This window comes from Achromobacter colocynthidis (genome assembly GCF_057334535.1).
The window spans coordinates 520,079-542,204 of the sequence record NZ_JBHFIZ010000039.1 but is presented as its reverse complement, the minus strand read 5'-3'; the positions used below and the strand labels follow the sequence as shown (position 1 = coordinate 542,204).

Below are 22,126 nucleotides of genomic sequence, written 5' to 3'. Positions count from 1 at the left end.
GGCGCGGCGCAACAGGCGTTGCGCCGCGGGCTTGCGGCATTTTAGGGCCTGTTCAGCCGCGCCGTCAGGAGTATCAGTGTCGGAATGTCAGGGCGTGGCGAAACGGTACACCGCCAGCGTGCTGCGCCAGCTTGGGAACAGCTTGACCTCGTGGCCTTCGTTGAACGTGGCGCGCTCAAGGATGCGCAGCTTCAGCTCGTCGGCCAACTGTTCGAAATCGCGCAGCGTGCACAGGTGGATGTTCGGCGTGTTGTACCACTGGTAGGGCATCTGGCCGGTGACCGGCATGCGCCCGCGCAGGATGGCCCAGCCGTGCGGCCAGTAGCCGAAGTTGGGAAACGACACGATGCCATGGCGGGCCACGCGCGCCATCTCGCGCAGGATGTGCTCGGTGCGATGCATGGACTGCAAGGTCTGCGACAGCACCACGGTGTCGAACTGCTTGTCGTCGAACAGCGCCAGCCCGTCTTCCAGGTTTTGCTGAATCACCTCGACCCCGCGCCGCACGCAAGCGATGACGCAGGTGTCGTCCAGTTCGACCCCCGCGCCGCGCACCTGACGGTGGTCGCGCAGGTGCGCGAGCAGCGCGCCGTCGCCACAGCCCAGGTCCAGGACGCGGCTGCCGGGCTCGATCCAGCCGGCGATGCGCGCCAGGTCGGGCCGCAGCGCGCTATGGGCATAGCGGGGGGTGACAGGATTCATTCGGAGCGTCCTTCGGTCTGCGCGGCGCCGGCGGCCAGGCCAAGCTCGCGCGCGATACGTTCGTAGTAGCCGCGCACCACGGCGTGGTAGCGCGCGTCTTCCAGCAGGAAGGCGTCGTGCCCATGTGGCGCGTCGATTTCGGCGTAGGTCACGGGGCTGGCGTTCTTCAACAGCGCGCGCACGATTTCGCGCGACCGTTCCGGCGGGAAGCGCCAATCGGTGGAAAACGACACCAGCAGGAAGTCGGCCTTGGCGGGCGCCAGCGCGCGCGCCAGGTCGCCGCCCGTGGTGCGGGCCGGATCGAAATAATCCAGCGCGCGCGTGATCAGCAGATAGGTGTTGGCGTCGAAATAGCGGGTGAACTTTTCGCCCTGGTAGCGCAGGTACGACTCCACTTCGAATTCGACGTCGTAGCCGTAGTGGTAGGCGCCGTTCTCGGCCGGCGCGCGTTGCGCACGGCCGAATTTTTCGGCCATGTCGTCGTCGGACAGGTAAGTGATGTGGCCGATCATGCGCGCCACCGACAGGCCCCGGCGCGGCACCGTGTCTTGCGCGTAGTAGTCGCCGCCGTGGAAATCCGGGTCGGTGATGATGGCGCGGCGCGCCACTTCGTTAAAGCCGATGTTCTGCGCCGACAGGCGCGGCGTGCTGGCGATGACGACGCAATTGGCCACGCGGTCGGGCAAGGTGATGGCCCAGCTAAGCGCTTGCATGCCGCCCAGGGATCCGCCCATCACGGCCGCGAAGCGCTCGATGCCGAAGTGGTCAGCCACGCGGGCCTGGGCGCGCACCCAGTCTTCCACCGTCAACACCGGGAACGCGGCGCCCCAGGGCTTGCCGGTGGCCGGATTGATGCTGGCCGGGCCGGTCGAACCAAAGCACGAGCCCAGGTTGTTGACGCCGATCACAAAGAAAATATTGGTGTCCACCGGCTTGCCGGGGCCCACCATGTTGTCCCACCAGCCGACGTCGCTGGGGTTGTCGGCCGCTTGCCCGGCAACATGGTGCGAGGCGTTCAGCGCGTGGCAGATCAAGACTGCGTTGCTGCGCTGGGCATTGAGCGTGCCGTAGGTTTCCACGGCCAGTTCGTAGGCAGCCAGCGACTGGCCGCTAAGCAAGGGCAGCGGCTCATCGAAGCGGATGAAGGTGGGTGCGACCAGGCCGACGGAACCGGGATCAACGGTGTCGGAAGTCGTGACGGTGGCGGGGATGAACCCGCTGGCCGGATCAGCGGCCAGATCACCGGCCAAATGTTGGGCAGGAGTGGTCATACGGACCTCTTTAGCTGGATTTATTGGAAGGCGCCCGCAAGCGGATCAGGCAAATCGGCGCCGAAATATGGGTAATGCATGGGTACAGCGAAAAGAATTCTAGCACTGCTTGCGGATGCTGCAGCCGCCCCGCGCTGGTGGGACAATCGTGTTTACCGGCGGCGCCCCGCCCCTGCGCGGCGCGCGCTCTCCTGACAGGAAGGCTATGGCTCACATCTATCTGGACGAACTGCAACATCTGGCGGCCGCCGCGCTGGCCGCCGCCGGCGCCAACCCGGCCATGGCGGACAGCACCGCCCGCGCGCTGGTTTTTGCGGAAAGCCAGGGCATCAGTTCGCACGGCCTGTCGCGCGTGCCGTTCTACGCCGGGCACCTGCGCGCGGGCCGCGCCATTGGTTCAGCCGTGCCGCGCATCGTGCATGAACGCGGCGGCGCGGCACTGATCGATGCGGGTTCGGGCCTGGCGTTTCCCGCCTGCGCGATGGCGGTCGAGCAAGCCGCGCTGCGCGCCCGTGAACACGGCATTGCCTTCATCGGCGTGGCCAACAGCCACCATTTCGGCGAAGCCGCCTACCACCTTGAAGCCCTGGCGGACGCCGGTCTGGTGGCGCTGGCCCTGAGCAATTCCCCCGCCGCCATGCCCGCCTGGGGCGGCAAGCGCCCGCTGTTCGGCACCAACCCCATCGCGGCGGTCTTTCCCCGGCGCAACGGCGCAAGGCTGGTGATCGACATGTCGCTGTCGCAGGTGGCGCGCGGCAAGCTGATGATCGCCGCGCGCGACAATCAGCCCATTCCGCTGGGCTGGGCGCTGGACGCCGAGGGCCAACCCACCACCGACCCCAAGGCCGGCCTGGCCGGCAGCATGCTGCCGGCGGGCGGCGTCAAGGGCGCGATGCTGGCGCTGATTGTTGAACTGCTGGCCTGCGCGCTGACGGGTGCGCACTTCGGCTTCGAAACGGAATCGTTCTTTGTTGACGCTGGCGGCCCGGCGCGGCTGGGGCAGGCGTTCATGGCGATCGACCCCGGTGCGCTGGCCGGCAACAACGCCTACCTGGAGCGCGTGGAAACGCTGGTGGACGCCATGCTGGAAGACGACGGGGTGCGCCTGCCCGGCGACCGCCGCCGCAAGCTGCGCGACGCCGCCATCAAGCACGGCGTGGACATCCCCGATGCGTTGATGGCGCAGTTGCGCGACATGGCCGGGGCGGCCTGAAACCGCGAGTTTGGCCGGGGGTCTGGCTGCGGGTTTCGCCACGGGCTTCGCCGGGCATCACGACCCGCATCCCAGTCCGCCGCGCTACGCCCCGTGTGTGAACCACAGCATCAGCGGTGCCAGCAACAAAAACACCACCGTCGACACCAGTACCGCGCCCGCCGCGGTGTCGCCCATCGTCGTGTAGCGCTTGGCATACATATAGCTGACCACGGCGCAGGGCATGGCCATCTGCAAGGTCAGCGCTCCGCCCAACACGGGCTCCAGGTCCAGCGCCCACACCACCGCCAGCCCCGCCGCCAAGCCCACCACCAACCGGATCGCCGCCACCTTGGCGCCGTCGCGCAGGCCATTGGATGGGATCAGCGCCAAGGCGTGGCCCAGGCTCAGCAGCATCAGCGGCACGGTGACGGCGCCCAGCATGCGGGCCGTTTCAATCAGCCATTCGGGCACCGGAATGTGCAACAGGCGCATCGCCACCGCCACCACCGAGGCCAGCAGGATGGGGCTTTTCCAACTGCCCTTGGTGTTGACGCCAGGCAGCAGCCGCACGGCCACGGTATGCATGACGAACGAGTTCACCGCAAAAAACGCCACCGCCACCGACAGGCCCGCGTCGCCAAACGCCAGTTGCGAAATCGGCAGCCCCAGGTTGCCGGCATTCGGCAGGCTCGCCGTGGGCAGCAGTGTGCGCACCGGCAGCTTCCAGATTTTGAGCAGCAGCGCGCCGACCAGCGCGCACAGCAGCAGGGCCAGCAGCGTGGCGGCCGCCACGTCGGCCAGCGCGCGGTCGTCGAGCTGGGTCGTGACAAAGGTGTGGAACACGAGGGCGGGCGTGGTCACCGAGGTCACCAGCGTGGTGATGAACGCGCCGCCAAAGGGGATATCGCGCTTGCCCCAGAACACCCCGATGCCCACGCAGGACAGCAGGGGCAGCATCAGCACGATGGCTGAAAGATAGAACTGGGCGATGGCCAACATACAGCTATTCCGTCAAAGATAAGAAGATCAATTCGCCAAGGCATCAATGCTTGCGCGCTGGTCGGGGCAACCGCAGCATGCAGCAACTTCAACGACGGGGCGCCTTGCCCCCAGCCGCCATGACCGCTACCCGCCGCCTGCCCACGATTCCGCGCTCGTCCGAGTTTTCGCGTTCATCCGCATTTCCGCGTTCATCCGCATTTCAACGCTTGTGCGCGTTCCACCCAGAGCTTGCCCAGGGCGGCGGGCCGTTGTCGGCGCTTGGGCCGCCCCTGGCGCCGCCAACGTCGCTGTCGGCGCTGCCGGCCCCGAAAGCGCTGTCAGACCGCCAGGCCATGTGCCTGTTCTGGTCGGCGGCGGGCAAAACCAGTTGGGAAACCAGCCGCATCCTGGGCGTCAGTGAAAGCACCGTGAATTTCCACCTGCGCAACGCCTGCGCCAAGCTGGGCGTACGGGGCCGACGGGCCGCCGTGGTGGCGGCGTTGCGCCAAGGGCTGCTGGACACCGTCATTGCTTGACGGGGCTGGCGGGCGCTGGGCCACCGGCAGAACTCCCGGCAGGGTTGACCGGCTGGCTGGGCTGGCCCGGCTTGCCGGGCTTGATCACCACTGACCGCAGGAATTCCCGCGCGCGTTCCGGTGGCAGGCTTTCCGTCGTGCCGGCGGCCACCGCTTCGATCAGCATGGTGTCGGTCACCCAGACCTTGGCCTGTAGCCATCCCGGCTTGCCCATGGCCTTGCCGTGCACCTCGATGTCCTGCCCGTAGGCCGGCCATTGGGTGGGCGGCGGCGCCTGCATGTTGGTGTACAAGGACTGCATCAGCGCCATGCCCAGCGCCTGCCTGGCGGCGGGGTCCGCCGCAATCTCGGGCGGCAGCGGCGCGGACCCGATCGCGAACACGGCTTCACCCACGGTCGCGGTGGACAGGGTAAAACGCAAGGTGTGGGTATCCAGGCGCAGGTCGCGGCTGTCGGTGGACACGCGGTCCGGGAATGCCGCGCGCACATGGCCGTCGGCCACGTCGACTTCCCGCCAGTTGTAACGGGGCGAGCAAGCAGCCACCAGCAAAGCCAACCCCACAATCAGGCCGGCTTTCTTGAACATGAAACGAAACAGCGATGAAATCGTCATTACCGTGACCCGACGGCCCATTCATTTCGAGGAATGCTGAAATTGTCGCCGATTTCCATCACCCCCGCGCCCGACGGCACCCCCTTGGCCAACTATCTTTGGCCCGCCGCCCCCAATGTGCCCGCCCCCATCACCGGCCCCGGCACCCCCAGCGTCTACCTGATGCATGGGCTGAGCGAACACGCCGGCCGCTACGACCGCCTGGCCCGTTGGCTGGCCGCGCGAGGCTGGACCGTGGGCGCGCACGACCATCGCGGCCATGGGCGTTCGGGCGGCCCGCCCGCCACCCTGAGCCACCAGGACGACCTGGTCCACGACGCTGTGGACCGCCTGCTTGCCTGGACCCAGGCCCAGGGCCGCCCGCCCATCTTGCTGGCCCACAGCCTGGGCGCGCTGGTGGCTGTGCGCATCGCCCTGCGCCGCATGGCCGAGCTGGACGCGCTGGTACTCAGTTCACCGCCCTTTGTCGTCAACGTGCCCCTATGGGTGCGCCGCACGCTGACCTGGATGTCGCTGCATGCGCCGAATCTGCGCGTGCCCCACGGCCTGGCGCCCGCCCGGATCTCGCACGACCGGGCCGTCGTGAAAGCCTACCGGTCCGACCCGCTCGTGCGGCGGCGCATGACGGGCCGACTGGCCCGCTTCGTGGATGAAAACGGCCGCGAATCCCTGCGTGAAGCCGGCTTGCTGCCCTGCCGCACCCTGCTGATGGTGGCGGGGGATGACTCCATCGTCGCCGCCGAGGGCAGCCGCCAATTCGGCCAGCGCGCGCCCGCCGAATTGCTGACTCTGCGCTGGTACGACACCGCCTGGCACGAGATCTTCAATGAAACGGCCCCTATTTCTGATCCGGTTTATGCTGACCTGGACGAATGGCTGGCGCGCACGGCGCAAGCATTGTCCCTGCCCCCTGTATTGACTCCCTCGGCACAGGAGGCCGGCACCCCGTAAAATCCCGCGACAGACCCAAACGAGAAGAATCCGTGACTGATACCGCCGCCAACCGCCTCTCCCGCCTAGAGGCCAACCGCTCGCTGCTGACCCAGACGTTGCGAGGCATTGAAAAAGAAGGCCTGCGCGTGGACGAGCAGGGCATTTTGTCCCGCACGCCCCACCCTGCCGGCCTGGGTTCGGCGCTGACCAATGAACACGTCACCACCGATTACTCCGAATCGCTGCTGGAACTCATCACGGGCACACACACCGATGTGGACGCCCTCCTGGCCGAGCTCACCAACACCCACCGCCACGTCTACAGCGTGCTGGACCACGAGCTGATCTGGAATCAGTCCATGCCCGCCACGCTGCCCGCCGAAGCGGACATTCCCATCGCGTGGTACGGCAAGTCCAACACGGGCATGCTCAAGCATGTGTATCGCCGTGGGCTTGCCGAACGCTATGGCAAGACGATGCAATGCATTGCCGGCGTGCACTACAACTTCTCGCTGCCTGAAGACCTTTGGTCGGTGCTGGACACGCAAGCCGGGTCCGCGCAAGACCGCCGTTCGCGTGGCTACATCAGCCTGATCCGCAACTTCACGCGCTATTCCTGGTTGCTGATGTACCTGTTTGGCGCCGCCCCCGCGCTGGCCAGCGATTTCCTGCGTGATCAGGACCACCCGTTGCAACGCCTGGGTGACCACACGCTCTACCTGCCCTACGCCACCAGCCTGCGCATGAGCGATCTTGGCTACCAGAACAAGGCGCAGTCGCAGCTCAAGCTTTGCTACAACGACCTGGACACGTTCCTGGGCCGCCTGTACGACGCCGTGACGCAACCCTGGCCTGATTACGAAAAGATCGGCACGCATCGCAACGGCGAATGGATCCAGCTCAACACCAACGTGCTGCAGATCGAAAACGAGTACTACTCCAGCATTCGCCCCAAGCGCGCCACCGGCCGTTGCGAACGCCCCATCACCGCGCTCACGGAACGCGGCGTGCAGTACGTGGAAGTGCGCTGCCTGGATATCGACCCCGAATCGCCCGTGGGCATCGATGCCAGCACGAGCCGCTTCGTCGACGCCTTCCTGCTGTTCTGCGCGGCGTCCGACAGCCCCTTCTTCCCCGCCAACGGCTACTGTCAGCGCAGCGCCGACAACTTTTCCACGGTGGTCAAAGAAGGCCGCAAGCCCGGCCTGACGCTGGACCGCGACGGCAAGTCCGTCACGCTGCCGCAGTGGGGCCACGATCTTCTGGACCAGATCGCCCCTTACGCCGCCTTGTTTGATTCGGCCCTGGGCGGCAGCGCCTACGCGGACGCGCTGGCCGCGCAACGCGTCAAGCTGGATCAGCCCGACGCCACTCCGTCGGCGCGCTTGCTGGAAGCCCTGACGCAAAGCGGCCTGTCGTTTCACGACTACTCGCTGGCGCAAAGCGCCAAGCACGCCGACACGCTGCGCGCGCAAGCACTGCCCACAGACTTGGCCGCGGCCTATGAACAGGCGGCGGTGAAGTCGGCGCAGGAACAGCTGCGCCTAGAGGAGTCGGACACGGTGGACTTCGCCACCTACGTGGCCCGCTACCACGACGCCCTGAAAGCGCCGCGCAAATAAGGCGTATCGTTAGGGTTTGCGTTCGCGGCGCGCGCGCCCAACAGGCAAGCGCGCGCCGTGGCTCAAATCCGTTATTCGTTAAGCCGGAGGTTTTTTACATGCGCCGCACCGCAACATTCCTGATGGCCCTGGCCGCCAGCGTGGGCATCGCCCATGCCGCGCCGCCGCCCATGCAGACCGTGGAATCGGTGGACCTGAAACGCTACGCCGGGATGTGGTACGAAATCGCGAATTTCCCCATGTTCTTCCAGCGCAACTGCGTGGGCGACACCACCGCCGAATACACCGCGAATGCCGATGGCACCATCGGCGTGAACAATCGCTGCCGCACCAAGGACGGCGACATCGATTCCGCGACCGGCAATGCCACCGTCGTGGAAGGCAGCAACAACGCCAAGCTGGAAGTCACCTTCTTCAAGCCGTTCAAGGGCGACTACTGGGTCATCGGCCTGGACCCCGAATACCGTTGGTCCGTGGTGGGCACGCCTGATCGCAAGTACTTGTGGATATTGTCGCGTTCGCCGCAACTGCCCAAGGAAGAATTGGACAAGGCCCTGGCTGCTGCCAAGGCCCAGGGCTACGAGCTGGACGAGCTGCGGTACACGCCGCAGAAATAACGCGCGGGTTCAGCCGACGCGCTCAGCCCGCATAATCGCGGGCCAGCCGCACCACCGTCACGCCCGGCTTCAACTGCCGCAACGACGGCATGATCAAGGTGCAGTTGTCGTAGGGCGTCACGATCGGCTGGCCATCCGCCCAGCCGATCACCGCCCCAGCCTGCTCCAGCGTTTCAAGGCCCGTCCACGGCTGCGCGAAAGTCACATCCATCGACGGCGCGACCACGGCGTCAGTCACTTCCAGCACGCGCTGCGTTGCCGGATCGGGCAGCCGCCAGCCGGCCGGCACGTCAGCCGCATCCAGCACCCCCGACTCCACCAGCATGCGGGCCACCATGTCGCGGGCGACATCGCGCGCGGCCAGCTCGCCATGGAAACCGCATTCGATCAGCAAGGCGCAGGCGTCTTCACGCGCGGCGTCGCCGAACTGCGCGAAGTCACGCATCCGCACGCCGTCCTTGTGCCCCGCGTCCACGATCACGTGCTGCGGCGCTTTCAGCCGACGCGCCAGCGCAATGTTGCGCGGCAGTACGCCGGTCAGCAGTAAAGGCGCGCCGGGCTCGTGCATGGAATGCAGGTCCAGCAGCCAATCTGCTTGCTGCACCCAGGGGCGCAGCTCGGCGCCGCGTTGGCGGTCGGGCGTAGTGGGGTTGTCCAGACGCTCGGCGCTCCAGACGCGGTTCATGTCTTCGGCCACAAAACGCGAGGCGTCATGGTTGGCGTGGTCGAAGCGGTCGAAGGCGCCCAGGTTGCAAAAGGCCAGCGTCAGGCTGCCACGGCGCGGCTTGACGCCGGCCGCCAGCAGGTCCTTCAGCGCCCAGGCGCCGCACAGCTCGTTGCCATGCACCAGCGCGGTCACCATCAGCGCGCGTCCCGGCACGCCCGAATCAAAATGCCAGACGCCCGGCGTGTCGGTGTTGCCGGCGCGCTCGGCGCTCAGGTCAGGAACGGGTAGCTTGAATTCCATGGTGTGATCCGCTTTATCCGGTAGTGCTGGGGGCTTGGGCCTGTGGGCTTGTGCGTGATTTATTGCGCTTCGATCTTGGCGGCCTTGACCAGCGCGCCGTACTTTTTCGTTTCTTCAACCTGGTAGGCCGCCAGATCCACGCCCGGCTTGGCGATTTCACCGCCCGCGTCCTGCATCTTGCCGCGGAACTGGTCCGACTTCAGCGTTTCGTCCAGCGCGCCGCGCAGCTTGGCGACCACCGGCTCCGGCAGGCCGGCCGGGCCATACAGCGCGAACCACAGGTTGATGTCGACGGATTCAAAGCCCGGGGTGGCGGCCAGCGGTGCGATTTCGGGCGCGGCCGGCGAACGCTTGTTCTCCGTCAGGCCCAGCGCCACGATGTTGCCACTGCGCACTTGCGGCAGGCCCGAGGACAGCACCAGCATGCCGAAATCCAGTTGGCCGCTCATCAGGTCGGTGACCAGCGGCGACACGCCACGGTACGGCACGTGCTCGGCGCGCGTGCCGGTGGCCTGGTTGATCATTTCACCGGCCAGATGCAAGGTGGTGCCCACGCCGGACGAGCCGTAATTGAACGTGCCCGCTTCCGCGCCGCGCAGCTTCTGCAAGTATTCCGCCGCCGTCTTGACGCCGGAATTCTTGCTGGCCGCCAACAACATCGGCTGCGACGCCACCAGGCCCAAGGGCGTGAAATCCTTGGCGCTGTCGTACTTCACCGCAGTGTTGATCATGCGGGCAATCACCATTTCGTTGGTGGAGCCCAGGAAAATCGTATAGCCGTCGGGGGCTGCGCGCGCCACGCGCTGCGCGCCGATCGTGCCGCCGGCGCCGCCCACATTTTCAACCACCACGGTCTGGCCCAGACGCTTGCCCAGTTCTTCGCCCAACAGGCGCGCGGTCAGGTCCAGGCTGCCGCCGGCGGGGTAGCCGACAACCAGTGAAATGCTACGCGAGGGGTAATCGGCGGCGAAGGCGGCCGGCGCGGCGGCCACGGCCGAGGCGGCACAAAACGCAACAAGCGCCGCACGCAGCGGATGCAGGTAAGACTTCATGTTTTCTTCCTTGGGGTGCTGAGGTGGACGGCGTAGCCGTCTCGTTGGAGGTATAGGCTCGTATTTTCACGGGTGCCCCGGCCATCAGCCGTGCTGAAACGGCACATCTTCGTGCTGATCTGGCCTAGCCTCAAACCACTGACGCGGCGGCGCGCGTCAGACCTTGCGGTTCGCGGTGGCCTCCCAGGCGGCCTCCGCCAGGTCCGTCAAGCGGGCGCGCGGACGGTACAGGCGCACCTCGAAAGCGATCTCTTCGCTGCGGCCGCCCAGCGCAACCAAGGCACCGCGACGGCAATCCGCCGCCACCATGGACCACGGCAGCCACGCCACGCCCAGACCCTTGGCGACCGCGCCGTGCGCCGCGTCCAACGAATCGCTGCGCACGAAAGGCGTCAGTGCATAGGGCGTGGTTTCCAGGCGGTCGCCCACAATGCGCTCCATCGCCAAGCCGCCCGTATAGGTGATCAGCGGCACCGGCTGGCCACCGTCTTGCAGCGCATAGCGGGTACGGCCACGCGCATCCACCTGGCTCACCGGCACCAGCTTGTCGGTGGCCAGCGTCATGTAGCGGTAGCGCGCGGGGCTCAAGGGCACGGACAAGGCCGGATGCTCGTAGCAGCACAACAGATCCACCTTGCCCTGCTCCAGCCGCACCACCAGATCTTTCGCCTGACCCGTCGACAGTTCAACCTGCGTGCCTTCGGTCAGCACCTTGGGCGTGCGATGCCGCAAGCGCGCAATCCAGTCCGCGACCAGCGTGCGGGCCAGGCTGCGGCCGGTGGCAATGCGCAGCACGGCGTCGCCGCCCGCCCCCGAGCTGCTGATGCGATGGCGCACCAACCCCATCTGTTCGACCACCTGCGTGGCCGTCCTGAGCAGCGCCTCGCCTTCCGGGGTCAGCGTCACGGGCAGATGCTGGCGTTCGACCAGCGGCGCGCCCGCCCAGGCTTCCAGCGCGCGGATGCGCCGCCCGAACGCGGGGTGGGTGACGTGACGCAGTTCGGCGGCGCGCACGAAACTGCCCGTGCGCGCCAGCGCGATCAGGTCTTCCAGGAGTTTCAGATCAGCCATGCGCGGCGGCCATCAGCGCTGGCCCTCAACGGGCGGCCAGCCCCATCATCGCCAGCGTGGCCCGGGTCAGCGCGCTGTCCGGGTCTTCCAGCTCGTTGACCAGATCAAAGTGATTGCAGTGCGGCGTGGGAATGCGGGTGGACGCCAGGCCCGCCGCGTTCCAGGCCGCCTCGAACGCGCTCGTCTGGTTCTTGAAGCCCTGCGTCTCCAGCCCGCCCACGGCCAGCAGCATGGGGCCGGCGCGCTCGGGCAGATTGAAGATGGGGCTTTGATGCGCGGCCTGCTCCGGCGTCAGTCGCAGCCAGGTGTTGGGCAGGATGTCGCACAGCGGACGCAAATCGAACAGGCCGGACAAGGCCAGCGTGCCCTTGATGATGTCGTCCGGCACGCCATAGCGCGCGGGCCAGCCGGGTGCGGCCAGCATGCCGGCCAGGTGGCCGCCGGCCGAGCTGCCGCTCACGTAGATGCGCTCGGGGTCCACACCATAGGCCGCCACGTTCTGGTACAGCCAGGCCACGGCGGAACGCACTTCGCGCACCACTTCGCCCAAGGTGGCTTCGGGCACCAGCGTGTATTCCAGTGTGGCCACGGCCGCGCCCGCCGCGTTGAAGGCCTCGGCCATCACGGGCGCGTCTTCCTTGCGCTGCGCGCGCCAGTAGCCGCCATGGATGAACACGAACAGCGGCGCGGGCGCGCGGGACGCGGCGGGCAGGAACAGGTCCAGCCGCTCGTCCTGACCCATGCCGTAGCGCAGGTCCAGCACGCCGGGGCGGCGCGAGCGTACCCGCGCCGACGATTCCGCGTAGCGCCGCACGCAGGCGTCAAAGTCGGCCACCGATTCGCGCGCGTTGTATTGCACGTCGCGTTCGGCGATAGAGGAAAAGAAAAGATCGATCTCGGCGTTATGCATGTCGTGCCTGGGTGTCGGGCTGTGAAATGATGCGTTCGATGAACTGCGCGGTCTTGCGGTAGTGCGCGGCCAGCATGGCCACGGAACGCTCGGCGTCGCGCGAGATCGCGGCGTCCAGCAGTTGGCGGTGTTCGTCATCCACGTTGCGTTCCGGCCCGTAGGCCGTGGCGCCCGCGCGCGCGGGGCGGCGGTAGCGCTCGGTTTGCGCATACAACTGCGTGGACAGGTCCAACAGCCAATGCGAGCGGCAAGCGCCAATCAGCGCGTGATGGAAATCCAGGTGGCGGGCTTCCAGCAGATCTTCCAGTTCATCGGACGGGGCTGACGCTTCGCCCGCGCGCTGCGCCGCCAGTGTCAGCGCGTGGTAGGCGCCGACCAGCCGCGCTTCCCAGGCGTCGTCCGCGTTCGCCAGCGACCGGCGCAAGGCATCGCAGTCGATCAGGATGCGGGTTTCACAGGCGTCCCACATTTCCTCGACCGACAAGGGCGCGATGCTGAAGCCGCGCGACGTGGTGTTCACCACCATGCGTTCGCTGCGCAAGCGGTTGAGCGCTTCGCGGATGGGCGAAAAACTGCTGCCGTAGCGCTGCTTCAACAATTCCAGCCGCAGCGATTGGCCCGGCGCGAAAACTCCGCTCATGATGTCGCGCCGAAGCAGGCGGTAAACCTGCTCCGACAGCGTGATGTCTTCCACGTCAGCGTTCCCGGCCGATCCGGAATCGTCCTGGCGGGAAGCTTTGATTCTTGGCTTCAACATGCTCTCCAGATGTCAGCGGCGTGTCCGCTGATCCGCGCACAGGCGGCCCATTCTACTCGCGCCCAGGGGCGGCACGGGTAGGCCGGGCGGGCCTCATATACCCAGATACCGCTGCGCCAATTCGGGTTGGGCGGACAGCTCGGCGGGCTTGCCCGACCAGGCCACGCGGCCCTTGTCCACGATGTAGTGGCGGTCGACCAGCGTGGCCATCTCGGGCAGGTTCTTGTCGATGACCAGAATGGTCTGGCCCTCGGCCTTCAGCGACCGCAGGCAACGCCAGATCTCCTGGCGAATCAGCGGCGCCAGCCCTTCGGTGGCCTCGTCCAGGATCAGCAGCTTGGGGTTGGTCATCAGCGCGCGGCCCACCACCAGCATCTGCTGCTCGCCGCCCGACAAGGTGCGCGATGACTGCGTGCGCCGCTCTTTCAGGCGCGGGAACAGGGTGTAGACGCGCTCCAGGTCCCAGCCGTTCGTTGACCCGCCCGCCGCCGCCCGCGCCGTCGCCACCAGGTTTTCCTGCACCGTCAGCGAGCCAAACACGCGCCGCCCTTCCGGCACCAGCCCCACGCCCAGGCGCGCCACCGTGCTCGGCGCGGACCGCCCCAGCGTCTGCCCCCGGAACTGCACCGCGCCGCCGGTGGCGGGCAACATGCCCATCAAGGTCTTGACCGTGGTGGTCTTGCCCATGCCGTTGCGGCCAATCAGCGAAATCACCTCGCCTTCGCTGGCTTCGAACGACATGCCGAACAGCACCTTGCTGGATCCGTAACCGCCCGTCAGGCCGTCAACCTTCAACATGTTCTTCTCCCAGGTAGGCCGCGCGCACTTCCGGATGGCGGCGCACCTCGTCCGGGGTGCCGCTGAACACCACGCGGCCGTAGACCAGCACGCTGATGCGGTCGGCTAGCGCGAAGACGGCGTCCATATCGTGTTCGACCAGCAGCACCGCGTAATCACCCTTCATGCCTTGCAGCAGGCGCGTCATGCGCGCCGATTCCTCGGATCCCATGCCGGCCATGGGTTCGTCCAGCAGCAACAGACGCGGCACGCGCGCCAGCGCCACCGCCAGTTCCAGTTGCCGCCGTTCGCCGTGCGCCAAGTCGGCCGACCGCACATGGCGGCGGTCAGCCAGGCCCACATGCGTCAACCACTGCATGGCCTCGGCCTTCAGGCCGGCGTCGCGGCGCGGATCGGACCAGGCGCCAAACGCCGGCCCGTCCTTCAGCATGCGCGACAAGATCACGTTTTCCAGCGCGGTGAATTCGTGGCAAAGCTCGGTGATCTGGAACGAACGCCCCAGGCCCAGCCGCGCCCGCTCGAACGCGCGCAGCCCGGTCACATCCTGCCCGTCCAGATGGATGGTGCCGGAGTCGGGCTGGATCTCGCCGCAGATCTGCGCGATCAGCGTGGACTTGCCCGCGCCGTTAGGGCCGATGATGGCGTGGATTTCGCCGGCCCGCACATCCAGGTCCACCCCATTGGTGGCCACCACCGCGTCAAAGGCCTTGCGCAACTGCGTCAGCCGCAACAGGCTTGCTTGGGCGTCAGTCGACATGGCGCGTCTCCAGCAATTTGCCGAACAGGCCCTTCTGGCCCCACAGCACCACCAGCACCAGGATCGGCCCCATGTACAGCAGCCAATGCTCGGTCAGGGACGACAACATCTGCTCCAGCCCCAGGAAGACAGCCGCGCCCGCGATCGGGCCCAACAAGGTGCCCACCCCGCCCAGGATGACGATGGCCATCAGCTCGCCGGACTTCGTCCACGCCGCCATGTCGGGCGTCACCAGCCCGGCATAGTTGGCCCACAGCACGCCCGCCAGCCCGGTGCCCACCGCCGACAGCACGAACGCGCTCAGGCGGTACGGCGTGGGCGCAACGCCCAGGTTCAGCGCGCGCCGCTCGCTTTGGCGCAGCGCCTGCAACACCATGCCGAAGCGCGAATTAGTGATGCGGATGCACAGCAGCGTCCACGCCGTCAGCAGCGCCAGGCACACGTAATAGAACACCATGGGGCTTTCCAGATCGATGCCCGGCAACACGTTGCGCTGCGTAATCATCAGCCCGTCGTCGCCGCCGTAGAACTGTAGCGACACCAGGATGAAATACACCATCTGCCCGAAGGCCAGCGTAATCATGATGAACTGCACACCGCGCGTGCGCAGCGCCAGGTAACCGAAGACCCAGCCCGCCAACGCGCACACGGCCAGCGCAATGGGCCACACCACCAGCGCGGCATTGCTGCCGGCCCAGCCGAAGATGGGCCCCGCTTCGGCCGTGTGAAAGGCAATGATGCCCACCGCGTAGCCGCCCAGGCCGAAGAACATGGCGTGGCCAAAGCTGACCATGGCGCCGTAGCCGATCACCAGGTCCAGGCTGACCGCGGCCAGCCCGTAGATAAGAAAGCGCGTCACCACGCCAATCAGGAACGGCGAGCCCGAAGCCAGCGCGGCGGCCGGCAGCAGGATCAATACCACCAGGCCGGCCGAGCCCCAGCGGGCGCGATTCGAAAGTGTCTTTGCCATCATCATCCTCGCGCCGGAAACAAGCCGCCCGGCTTGGCGATCAGCACAATCGCCATCAACACATAAATGCTGGCCGACGCCATGCCGGCGGCCAGCGGGTCCGCCGTGGCGGGCGAGAACATCGTGGACAGCAACTGCGGCAGGAAGGCACGGCCCAGGCTGTCGACCATGCCCACCAGCAAGGCGCCCGCCAAGGCGCCGCGCACCGAGCCGACCCCGCCGATCACAATGACCACGAACGTGGTGATCAAGATGCGTTCGCCCATGCCGATTTCCACCGCCAGCAGCGGCGCGGCCATCACGCCGGCCAAGCCGCACAGCAGCGCGCCCAGCCCGAACACCAGCGTGTAGAGCTTGCGGATGTCCACGCCCAGCGCGTCCACCATTTCACGGTCATCCGCGCCGGCGCGGATCAGCATGCCGATGCGCGTGCGGTTCACCAGCCACCACAAGCCCACCGCCACCAAGGCGCCGATGGCGATGAACGACAGGCGGATCAGCGGATACTGAAAGCCCGGCGCCAGCGTCACCGCGCCTTCCAGGAACGACGGAATGCCCACCAGCGGCGGACGCCGGCCAAAGATCAGGCTGACGGCTTCGTTCGAAAACAGCAGCAGGCCGAAGGTGGCCAGCACCTGGTACAGGTGATCGCGCTTGTACAGCTTGCGTATCACCAGCACTTCGACGGAGATGCCGTACAGCCCCGCCCCCAGCAGCGCCGCCAGCACGCCCGCCAGGAACGAGCCCGTGGTGCCGATGGCATAGGCCGCGCAGTACGCGCCCACCATGTAGAACGAGCCATGCGTCAGGTTGACCACGCCCATGATGCCGAAGATCAGCGTCAGTCCGGCCGCCAGCATGAAGAGCATGGCGCCGAACTGCAGGCCGTTAAGCAGTTGTTCGAACAGCAGCGTCATGACGGCATCTTGCAGAATTGGGCGTAGGCGTCCTTGTCGTCAGACACCAGCTTGCGAACCAGATGCGGCGCCAAGCCGCCCGCGCTGTCCTTGTCGATGCGCATCAGGTACAGGTCTTGAATGGGATGCTGATTGGTGTTCATGCTGAAGTTGCCGCGCAAGGACGTGAAGTCGGGCTTGCGCAGCGCCGCGCGGAATTCCGCCGCCTTGGACAGATCGCCACCCGTGGCCTTCAAACCCACGCCGATCAACTGCGCGGTGTCGTAAGCCTGCATCGCGTAGTCGGTGGGCACGCGGCCGTAGGCTGCCTTGAAGGCTTTGACGAAGGCCTGCGATTGCGGGTTGTTGAAGTCTTGCGACCAGATGCCCGTGGTGTAGGAACCCAAGGACGCGTCGCCCGTGGCCTGGATCATGCGCGCGTCCATCGAGAAGCTGGGCATCAGCATGGGGATGCTCTTGTTCAAGCCCGCCGCCGCATACTGCTTGACGAAGTTGATGCCGGTGCCGCCCGGATGAAACTGGTAGATGGCTTCAGGCGCCAGCGAGCGCAGGCGCGCCAGTTCCACGGAAAAGTCAGACTGGTCGAGCTTGGTGTAGATCTCGGCCACGACCTCGCCCTTGTAGGTGCGCTTGAACCCTTCGATGGCGTCGCGGCCGGCCTGGTAGTTGGGCGCCAGCAGCACCACGCGCTTGTAGCCCAGTTCATTGGCCGCCACGCCGCCCGCCGTGTGGAAGGCGTCGTTCTGATAGGACGCCACAAAATAGTTGGGGTCGCACTTTTCGCCCGCGAAGTTCGACGGGCCAGGGTTCAGGCTGACGTAGAACGCGCCCGACTTCACCACGCCGGGCACCACGGCGGCCAGCACGTTGGAAAAGTTCACCCCGGTAAAGAGCTTCACGCCCGATTGCACCAGGCGGTCGGCCGCCTGCTTGGCGTTGGCGGGCTTCAAGCCGTCGTCTTCGATGACCAGTTGCACGGGCACGCCGCCCAGCTTGCCGCCGCCTTCCTTGATGGCCAGGTTGAAGGCATCGCGTTCGTCTTCGCCGATGTAGCCGGCCGGCGTGGACAAGGTGGCGATGAAGCCGATCTTGACGGGCTCTGCGGCGCGCGCGGCGCCCATCGCAACGGCCGCGCCCAGCGCGACGGACAACGCGGCAGCCACGCCGCCCAGTTTCTGTTTCTTGATCATGTTTTCCCCTTGAAGACTGCGTTGCCCGCCTGGCGGCAGGCCTGAGCTAGACCGCCACCACCGGATGGCGCAGCGTGCCGATGCCTTCCACACACGCCACCACCACATCACCCGGCCACAACCATTCCTGCGGCTTGCGTCCCGCGCCCACGCCTTCCGGCGTGCCGGTGGCGATGATGTCGCCCGGTTCCAGCGTGATGCCAGCGCTGATGTCCGCAATCAGGAACGGCACCTTGAAGAGCATGTGGCGCGTGTTCGATCCCTGCTTTTTTTCGCCGTTGACGGTGAGCCACAAGTCCAGCACCTGCGGGTCCGGAATTTCGTCGGCGGTGACGATGCACGGGCCGAACGGCGCGTAGGTGTCCTGGCCCTTGGAATAGATCCATTGCCCGGCGCGGCGGCAGTCGCGCGCGCTCATGTCCAGCATGACGCTGTAGCCGAACACGTAGGACAGCGCATCGGCCTCGGCCACGCGCGAGGCACGGCGGCCCATGATCACGGCCAGCTCCACTTCCCAGTCCAGCTGCTGCGTGATCTTGGCGTTGTGCTCGATGGCATCGCCCGGGCCGATCACGGTGGTGGGCGGCTTGGAGAAGATCACGGGCTGCTTGGGCAGGTCGGCCGACGTATCCAGCGTGCGGCTGGATTCCGCCACGTGTTCAACGTAGTTCAGGCCAATGCCGAAGATGTTCTTGCGCGGACGCGGAATGGGCGCCAGCAGCTTCACGTTCTCTTGCGGCAGCGCCGTGCCCACGGGCCACTCGCCACGGTAGGCGTCCATCAGGCGGCTGGCCTGCGCCACGGCCACCGGGCCCAGGTCGATGAACGCCAGCATGTCGTCGGGCAGGTCCACGCCGCCGGCGCGGCCCAGCAGGGCCAGGTCGATTACATAGCCTTCGGCCAGCGCGCCAAGCCGCGCGGCAGCGGTGGGATGAGCGCGAAAAGTCACCAAGCGCATAGGAACTCCATTGATTCAGGACGGGTTGAGTAGGAAGAGTTAAGTCAGGACGAGTTGAGCCAGGCGCGCGGACAAGGCCCGCGCGGCGGATGAAAATTCGAACAGGGGTGGCGGTGCTAGATCAGCACTTGATGGCCGTCGTTTTCCTTGACCGCTTCTTCGCGGTAAAGCGCCAGCGACCGCATCACGGGCAGGTCGTTGAAGCAGAACAGGCAGGCGTCGTCATTGCTGGACAGGTTGGCGTGTTCGTGGATGGCCCAGGACGGCACGCAGAAGATGTCGCGTTCGGTCCAGTCATAACGTTTGCCGTCGATGATGGAAAAGCCGCTGCCCTTGGCCACCTGGTAGATGAAGCTGCCCGTGTGCCGATGCGCCTTGGTGTGTTCACCCGGACGCAGCAACTGCATGCTGGCGCCAATGGTCGGCATCACCGGCCCGCCCGTGGCGGGGTTCACGTAGTCAAGCAGGATGCCGTCGTACGGGCTGCCGGCGGTGGTGCGCGCATAACGGCGCAAGGCCTCGTAAGTGGGTTCCCATTCGTACTTGAAGAGCGGCGAATACGGTTTGGTCCAGCCCGACACTTGCGGGCGCAAGGCTACGTTGCCCCAGGCGGCGCTGGTGTCGTCCACCGGATGGGTCACGGTTTGGTTCAGGTCGGGATGCACGGCGTAGAAGCCCGCTTCCAAGGCATTGACCAGCGGAATGTCCAGGCCGTCCTGCCAGATGCAGGTGGTGCCGTCTTCGGCCACGCCGTGCTCATGCCAGGTGCCGTTGGGCGTCAGCACGAAGTCGTTCGCGCCCAGCGTCATCTTGTGGCCGTCCACCACGGTGTAAGCACCCTGGCCTTCCATGATGAAGCGCAGCGCCGAATGCGAATGCTTGTGGGCCGAGGCCAGTTCGCCGGGCTGCATCACCTGCAAGCCGGAATACAACCAGCCCACGGCGGCGGCCACGTCGCGCCGGCCAGGGTTGTTCAGGTAGATCACGCGGCGGCCCGCTTCCTCGGGCGACACCAGTTCGGCCGATCGCAGCACATGCGCGCGCAAGTCCTGGTAGCGCCACACCACCGGCACCGACGCCGAGCGCGGCGCCCAGGGTTCAATCTTGTTCGCCACGGTCCATAAGGCGCCGGTTTCCAGGCGCGCCAGCTCCTGGTAATAGGCAATGCGTTCGGGCGAGTCCGCCACATTAGCGCGGCCTGCGGTGTCCTCGCGATAGGCGTCGTACCGGTTCGCTTTCATCCCTTGCCTCTTTTTATAAAACCGTGAAGATTTTCGAAAATAATAGAGGCGAGCGGAATTTCGGGCAACGATTGCCCGCTAGGGGTTTTCCCGCCACGCAAGATTTAGTTGGTGCGGCGCTTCAAAATACTGTACAAAAACACAGTGCGACGTGATACATTTCGCTCGCCCAAAAAACCTGTCATCCAGGGAGAAACCTGTGTCAGAAGCCGCTCATCTTGTTCAGTACATCGTCGTGCCCTATCGCGCTGCCGCCAACGGCGTGGCCCCCGGGGAAATCCGTCCGGCCAGCAGCGAATTCGGCGCCATCCGAATCGCCAATTCCATGGCCTCCAAGTTCGCGGGCGTGGCCGCTTATGAAGTATGGATCGACAAAGAAACCGGCGACATGGAATCGCCGCGCATCCTGACGCAAATCGGCACGGTGCCGTCGCTGGATGATTGAACGCGAATATGCCGCCGCGCGTGTCGAAGCGAATTTAATCCAGGGGGGTTTGTTATTCAGGGAGCTTGATGGCCGTACGACTGGAGGGCCGCCCTGATGTGTCGATGTTGAGGTGTCGATGTTGATCTTTCGACATTGATCTGTCGACGCTGATCTATATACGCTGATGAATCCCGGGTTTCGAATGTCGAATCCCGGGATTCGATTTTCTAAGCCACGTATCTACATCAGGTAGTGCACGTCACGCATTGCGCGTCACGTATTTGCACATCCGCATTGGACAGTACGTCGTGATTTGTGGTGCGCCCGACAGGAATCGAACCTGTATCAAGAGCTTCGGAAACTCTCATTCTATCCATTGAACTACGGGCGCAGCGCAAAGAGGCGACATTGTACCTAGTTTTCGATAGCCTGCATGAAGCTGATCAAATCTTCTGTCAATCTCATCGAAAACCCGGTCAGATGCATTGGACGTCCGTCCCTGACACCGTTATATAATCCAGCGTTTGCTTGCAGGCGGATGCCCGACTGGTTCGCCGATTTGTGCAGTTACTGATTTTCTGTTGCCGCCGCCAGGCGCCCCACCCGTTAGCAGGATTTGGTCATGAGCAACGAGCAGGAACACATAGAAGAGCACTCCTCCCCCATCAAGACCCCCAAGCAACTGGTCGTCACGATCGTCCTGTCTTTCGTGATCCCAATCGCCATCATCATCCTGTTGGTGAACATGGTGGTCTCCGGCAACAAGACCGGAGCCGGCTCGGATACGCTGACCCCCGAAGCCGTCACCAAGCGCATCGCCCCGGTCGCGGGGTTTGAACTGGTAGACGCCAACGCCCCCCGAGTCTTCAAGACGGGCGAACAGGTCTTTGCCGCCGTCTGTACGGCCTGTCACACCGCCGGTGTGGCCGGCGCACCCAAGATGGGCGACAACGCAGCCTGGGCGCCGTTCATCAAGGCCGGCTACGACACCATGCTGAACGTGGCCCTGCACGGCAAGGGCGGCATGCCCGCCAAGGGCGGCAACCCCACGCTGTCCGACTACGAAGTCGCGCGCGCGGTGGTCTATATGGCCAACAAGTCCGGCGCCTCGCTACCCGAACCCGCCGCCCCCGCCGAAGAAGGCGCGAAGAAGGAAGCGGACGCCGGGGCGGCCGTCGCCGCGCCGGCCGCTGGTGCTGCTCCCGCCGCTACTGCCGCTGCTGCTCCCGCCGCTGCTTCTGCACCCGCTGCTGCTTCTGCACCCGCTGCTGCTGCTGCACCCGCAGCCGCTCCTGCTCCGGCCGCTGCCGCACCCGCCGCCCCGCAACAGGCCGCCGCCGTCAACCCGGCTGGTGAAAAGCTCTACAAGAGCGTCTGTTTCGCCTGTCACGCCACCGGCGTGGCCAACGCGCCCAAGTTTGGCGACAAGGCCGCCTGGGCGCCCTACATCAAGACCGGCATGGACGCCATGGTGAAGGTCGCCATGCAAGGCAAGCCGCCCATGCCGCCCAAGGGCGGCGCCGCCAACGCCTCGGAAGAAGACATCCGCGCAGCCGTCCAATACATGGTCGACCACGCCAAGTAGGATGGGTGAAGCGCGGCAGGCTTCATGCCACTGAAACACCGCTTCAACGCGCGCAA

23 protein-coding genes, 1 tRNA gene and 1 riboswitch are annotated in these 22,126 nt (G+C 65.9%); of the genes, 7 read left to right on the top strand and 17 right to left on the bottom strand.

Annotated elements, in window-relative coordinates:
• Positions 1-87: 87 nt before the first annotated feature.
• Positions 88-702 carry a methionine biosynthesis protein MetW gene (gene metW / locus ACE04A_RS28890; protein ID WP_100853326.1) on the bottom strand — a complete coding sequence of 205 codons (615 nt, stop codon included), beginning with the start codon at positions 700-702 and terminating at the stop codon, positions 88-90.
• Positions 699-1,973 carry a homoserine O-succinyltransferase MetX gene (gene metX / locus ACE04A_RS28885; RefSeq protein WP_259252869.1) on the bottom strand — a complete coding sequence of 425 codons (1,275 nt, stop codon included), beginning with the start codon at positions 1,971-1,973 and terminating at the stop codon, positions 699-701. Before metX ends, metW begins: the two co-directional genes overlap by 4 nt.
• A riboswitch (SAM riboswitch) is annotated at positions 1,963-2,044 on the bottom strand. Its footprint overlaps the gene before it by 11 nt.
• 134 nt (positions 2,045-2,178) lie before the next feature.
• On the opposite strand from metX, the gene ACE04A_RS28880 reads away from it, so the two are divergent.
• The gene (locus ACE04A_RS28880) at positions 2,179-3,186 is read left to right on the top strand and encodes an Ldh family oxidoreductase (protein ID WP_391440498.1); all 1,008 of its coding nucleotides are present in this window, start codon (positions 2,179-2,181) and stop codon (positions 3,184-3,186) included.
• A gap of 84 nt (positions 3,187-3,270) precedes the next feature.
• On the opposite strand, the gene ACE04A_RS28875 is transcribed toward ACE04A_RS28880, so the two are convergent.
• Complete coding sequence (locus tag ACE04A_RS28875; RefSeq protein WP_259252867.1) at positions 3,271-4,167, bottom strand: AEC family transporter; 897 nt, start codon at positions 4,165-4,167, stop codon at positions 3,271-3,273.
• A gap of 299 nt (positions 4,168-4,466) precedes the next feature.
• Here ACE04A_RS28875 and ACE04A_RS28870 point away from each other — a divergent pair, with 299 nt between their 5' ends.
• Positions 4,467-4,685 carry a helix-turn-helix domain-containing protein gene (locus tag ACE04A_RS28870; RefSeq protein WP_310508938.1) on the top strand — a complete coding sequence of 73 codons (219 nt, stop codon included), beginning with the start codon at positions 4,467-4,469 and terminating at the stop codon, positions 4,683-4,685.
• Here ACE04A_RS28870 and ACE04A_RS28865 read toward each other — a convergent pair.
• Positions 4,675-5,298, bottom strand: a complete 624-nt coding sequence (locus tag ACE04A_RS28865; RefSeq protein WP_259252865.1) for a hypothetical protein — start codon at positions 5,296-5,298, stop codon at positions 4,675-4,677. The two genes, ACE04A_RS28870 and ACE04A_RS28865, sit on opposite strands and share 11 nt — an antisense overlap.
• Positions 5,299-5,340: 42 nt before the next feature.
• On the opposite strand from ACE04A_RS28865, the gene ACE04A_RS28860 reads away from it, so the two are divergent.
• The 3 genes from ACE04A_RS28860 (at position 5,341) to ACE04A_RS28850 (ending at position 8,470) form a co-directional block, all read left to right on the top strand.
• Positions 5,341-6,249, top strand: a complete 909-nt coding sequence (locus ACE04A_RS28860; protein ID WP_485820767.1) for an alpha/beta hydrolase — start codon at positions 5,341-5,343, stop codon at positions 6,247-6,249.
• A 32-nt stretch (positions 6,250-6,281) separates the two neighbouring features.
• The gene (gene gshA / locus ACE04A_RS28855) at positions 6,282-7,853 is read left to right on the top strand and encodes a glutamate--cysteine ligase (RefSeq protein WP_259252863.1); all 1,572 of its coding nucleotides are present in this window, start codon (positions 6,282-6,284) and stop codon (positions 7,851-7,853) included.
• A gap of 98 nt (positions 7,854-7,951) precedes the next feature.
• Entirely contained in the window at positions 7,952-8,470 is a 519-nt protein-coding gene (locus ACE04A_RS28850) for a lipocalin family protein (RefSeq protein ID WP_100853332.1), read from the top strand.
• A 22-nt stretch (positions 8,471-8,492) separates the two neighbouring features.
• On the opposite strand, the gene ACE04A_RS28845 is transcribed toward ACE04A_RS28850, so the two are convergent.
• From ACE04A_RS28845 to ACE04A_RS28790, 12 genes are all read right to left on the bottom strand, one after another.
• A complete protein-coding gene (locus ACE04A_RS28845; protein ID WP_485820766.1) occupies positions 8,493-9,437 on the bottom strand; it encodes a M14 family metallopeptidase in 945 nt (314 codons plus the stop codon).
• Positions 9,438-9,496: 59 nt separating this feature from the next.
• A complete protein-coding gene (locus tag ACE04A_RS28840; RefSeq protein ID WP_100853334.1) occupies positions 9,497-10,489 on the bottom strand; it encodes a Bug family tripartite tricarboxylate transporter substrate binding protein in 993 nt (330 codons plus the stop codon).
• A 156-nt stretch (positions 10,490-10,645) separates the two neighbouring features.
• Complete coding sequence (locus ACE04A_RS28835; RefSeq protein ID WP_100853335.1) at positions 10,646-11,560, bottom strand: LysR family transcriptional regulator; 915 nt, start codon at positions 11,558-11,560, stop codon at positions 10,646-10,648.
• Between the two features lie 25 nt (positions 11,561-11,585).
• Entirely contained in the window at positions 11,586-12,470 is an 885-nt protein-coding gene (locus ACE04A_RS28830) for an alpha/beta hydrolase (protein WP_279995134.1), read from the bottom strand.
• Positions 12,463-13,224: a GntR family transcriptional regulator gene (locus ACE04A_RS28825; protein WP_127186232.1), complete on the bottom strand. Its 762-nt coding sequence runs from the start codon at positions 13,222-13,224 to the stop codon at positions 12,463-12,465. The genes ACE04A_RS28830 and ACE04A_RS28825 overlap by 8 nt, the downstream gene beginning before the upstream one ends.
• A gap of 96 nt (positions 13,225-13,320) precedes the next feature.
• Positions 13,321-14,025: an ABC transporter ATP-binding protein gene (locus ACE04A_RS28820; protein WP_448716983.1), complete on the bottom strand. Its 705-nt coding sequence runs from the start codon at positions 14,023-14,025 to the stop codon at positions 13,321-13,323.
• Positions 14,012-14,782 carry an ABC transporter ATP-binding protein gene (locus ACE04A_RS28815; protein WP_485820765.1) on the bottom strand — a complete coding sequence of 257 codons (771 nt, stop codon included), beginning with the start codon at positions 14,780-14,782 and terminating at the stop codon, positions 14,012-14,014. The genes ACE04A_RS28820 and ACE04A_RS28815 overlap by 14 nt, the downstream gene beginning before the upstream one ends.
• Entirely contained in the window at positions 14,772-15,758 is a 987-nt protein-coding gene (locus ACE04A_RS28810; protein ID WP_448716980.1) for a branched-chain amino acid ABC transporter permease, read from the bottom strand. Before ACE04A_RS28810 ends, ACE04A_RS28815 begins: the two co-directional genes overlap by 11 nt.
• A complete protein-coding gene (locus ACE04A_RS28805) occupies positions 15,755-16,669 on the bottom strand; it encodes a branched-chain amino acid ABC transporter permease (RefSeq protein ID WP_054421256.1) in 915 nt (304 codons plus the stop codon). Before ACE04A_RS28805 ends, ACE04A_RS28810 begins: the two co-directional genes overlap by 4 nt.
• Positions 16,666-17,859 (bottom strand): ABC transporter substrate-binding protein, encoded by a 1,194-nt coding sequence (locus tag ACE04A_RS28800; protein ID WP_259252856.1) that lies wholly within the window; start codon positions 17,857-17,859, stop codon positions 16,666-16,668. The genes ACE04A_RS28805 and ACE04A_RS28800 overlap by 4 nt, the downstream gene beginning before the upstream one ends.
• A gap of 46 nt (positions 17,860-17,905) precedes the next feature.
• Positions 17,906-18,817, bottom strand: a complete 912-nt coding sequence (locus ACE04A_RS28795; RefSeq protein WP_100853341.1) for a fumarylacetoacetate hydrolase family protein — start codon at positions 18,815-18,817, stop codon at positions 17,906-17,908.
• Positions 18,818-18,933: 116 nt separating this feature from the next.
• Positions 18,934-20,058, bottom strand: coding sequence for a cupin domain-containing protein (locus tag ACE04A_RS28790; RefSeq protein ID WP_438858997.1), 1,125 nt, complete (start codon positions 20,056-20,058; stop codon positions 18,934-18,936).
• 199 nt (positions 20,059-20,257) lie between these two features.
• Between ACE04A_RS28790 and ACE04A_RS28785 the strand changes: the two genes are divergently transcribed.
• A complete protein-coding gene (locus ACE04A_RS28785) occupies positions 20,258-20,503 on the top strand; it encodes a hypothetical protein (protein WP_006217094.1) in 246 nt (81 codons plus the stop codon).
• Positions 20,504-20,801: 298 nt separating this feature from the next.
• Here ACE04A_RS28785 and ACE04A_RS28780 read toward each other — a convergent pair.
• Positions 20,802-20,876: transfer RNA gene (locus tag ACE04A_RS28780), tRNA-Arg, on the bottom strand.
• A gap of 231 nt (positions 20,877-21,107) precedes the next feature.
• On the opposite strand from ACE04A_RS28780, the gene ACE04A_RS28775 reads away from it, so the two are divergent.
• The gene (locus tag ACE04A_RS28775) at positions 21,108-22,070 is read left to right on the top strand and encodes a c-type cytochrome (protein ID WP_448716977.1); all 963 of its coding nucleotides are present in this window, start codon (positions 21,108-21,110) and stop codon (positions 22,068-22,070) included.
• The last annotated feature ends 56 nt before the right edge of the window (positions 22,071-22,126 follow it).

Excerpts from the sequence above, each read along its gene's own strand:
- ACE04A_RS28775 (WP_448716977.1), top strand. The coding sequence starts at position 21,108 with ATGAGCAACGAGCAGGAACACATAGAAGAGCACTCCTCCCCCATCAAG.
- ACE04A_RS28805 (WP_054421256.1), bottom strand. The coding sequence starts at position 16,669 with ATGACGCTGCTGTTCGAACAACTGCTTAACGGCCTGCAGTTCGGCGCC.
- ACE04A_RS28820 (WP_448716983.1), bottom strand. The coding sequence starts at position 14,025 with ATGTTGAAGGTTGACGGCCTGACGGGCGGTTACGGATCCAGCAAGGTG.
- ACE04A_RS28795 (WP_100853341.1), bottom strand. The coding sequence starts at position 18,817 with ATGCGCTTGGTGACTTTTCGCGCTCATCCCACCGCTGCCGCGCGGCTT.
- ACE04A_RS28830 (WP_279995134.1), bottom strand. The coding sequence starts at position 12,470 with ATGCATAACGCCGAGATCGATCTTTTCTTTTCCTCTATCGCCGAACGC.
- metX (WP_259252869.1), bottom strand. The coding sequence starts at position 1,973 with ATGACCACTCCTGCCCAACATTTGGCCGGTGATCTGGCCGCTGATCCG.
- ACE04A_RS28880 (WP_391440498.1), top strand. The coding sequence starts at position 2,179 with ATGGCTCACATCTATCTGGACGAACTGCAACATCTGGCGGCCGCCGCG.
- ACE04A_RS28845 (WP_485820766.1), bottom strand. The coding sequence starts at position 9,437 with ATGGAATTCAAGCTACCCGTTCCTGACCTGAGCGCCGAGCGCGCCGGC.
- ACE04A_RS28815 (WP_485820765.1), bottom strand. The coding sequence starts at position 14,782 with ATGTCGACTGACGCCCAAGCAAGCCTGTTGCGGCTGACGCAGTTGCGC.
- ACE04A_RS28840 (WP_100853334.1), bottom strand. The coding sequence starts at position 10,489 with ATGAAGTCTTACCTGCATCCGCTGCGTGCGGCGCTTGTTGCGTTTTGT.
- ACE04A_RS28835 (WP_100853335.1), bottom strand. The coding sequence starts at position 11,560 with ATGGCTGATCTGAAACTCCTGGAAGACCTGATCGCGCTGGCGCGCACG.
- ACE04A_RS28850 (WP_100853332.1), top strand. The coding sequence starts at position 7,952 with ATGCGCCGCACCGCAACATTCCTGATGGCCCTGGCCGCCAGCGTGGGC.
- ACE04A_RS28800 (WP_259252856.1), bottom strand. The coding sequence starts at position 17,859 with ATGATCAAGAAACAGAAACTGGGCGGCGTGGCTGCCGCGTTGTCCGTC.
- ACE04A_RS28865 (WP_259252865.1), bottom strand. The coding sequence starts at position 5,298 with ATGACGATTTCATCGCTGTTTCGTTTCATGTTCAAGAAAGCCGGCCTG.
- metW (WP_100853326.1), bottom strand. The coding sequence starts at position 702 with ATGAATCCTGTCACCCCCCGCTATGCCCATAGCGCGCTGCGGCCCGAC.
- ACE04A_RS28875 (WP_259252867.1), bottom strand. The coding sequence starts at position 4,167 with ATGTTGGCCATCGCCCAGTTCTATCTTTCAGCCATCGTGCTGATGCTG.
- ACE04A_RS28810 (WP_448716980.1), bottom strand. The coding sequence starts at position 15,758 with ATGATGATGGCAAAGACACTTTCGAATCGCGCCCGCTGGGGCTCGGCC.
- ACE04A_RS28790 (WP_438858997.1), bottom strand. The coding sequence starts at position 20,058 with ATGAAAGCGAACCGGTACGACGCCTATCGCGAGGACACCGCAGGCCGC.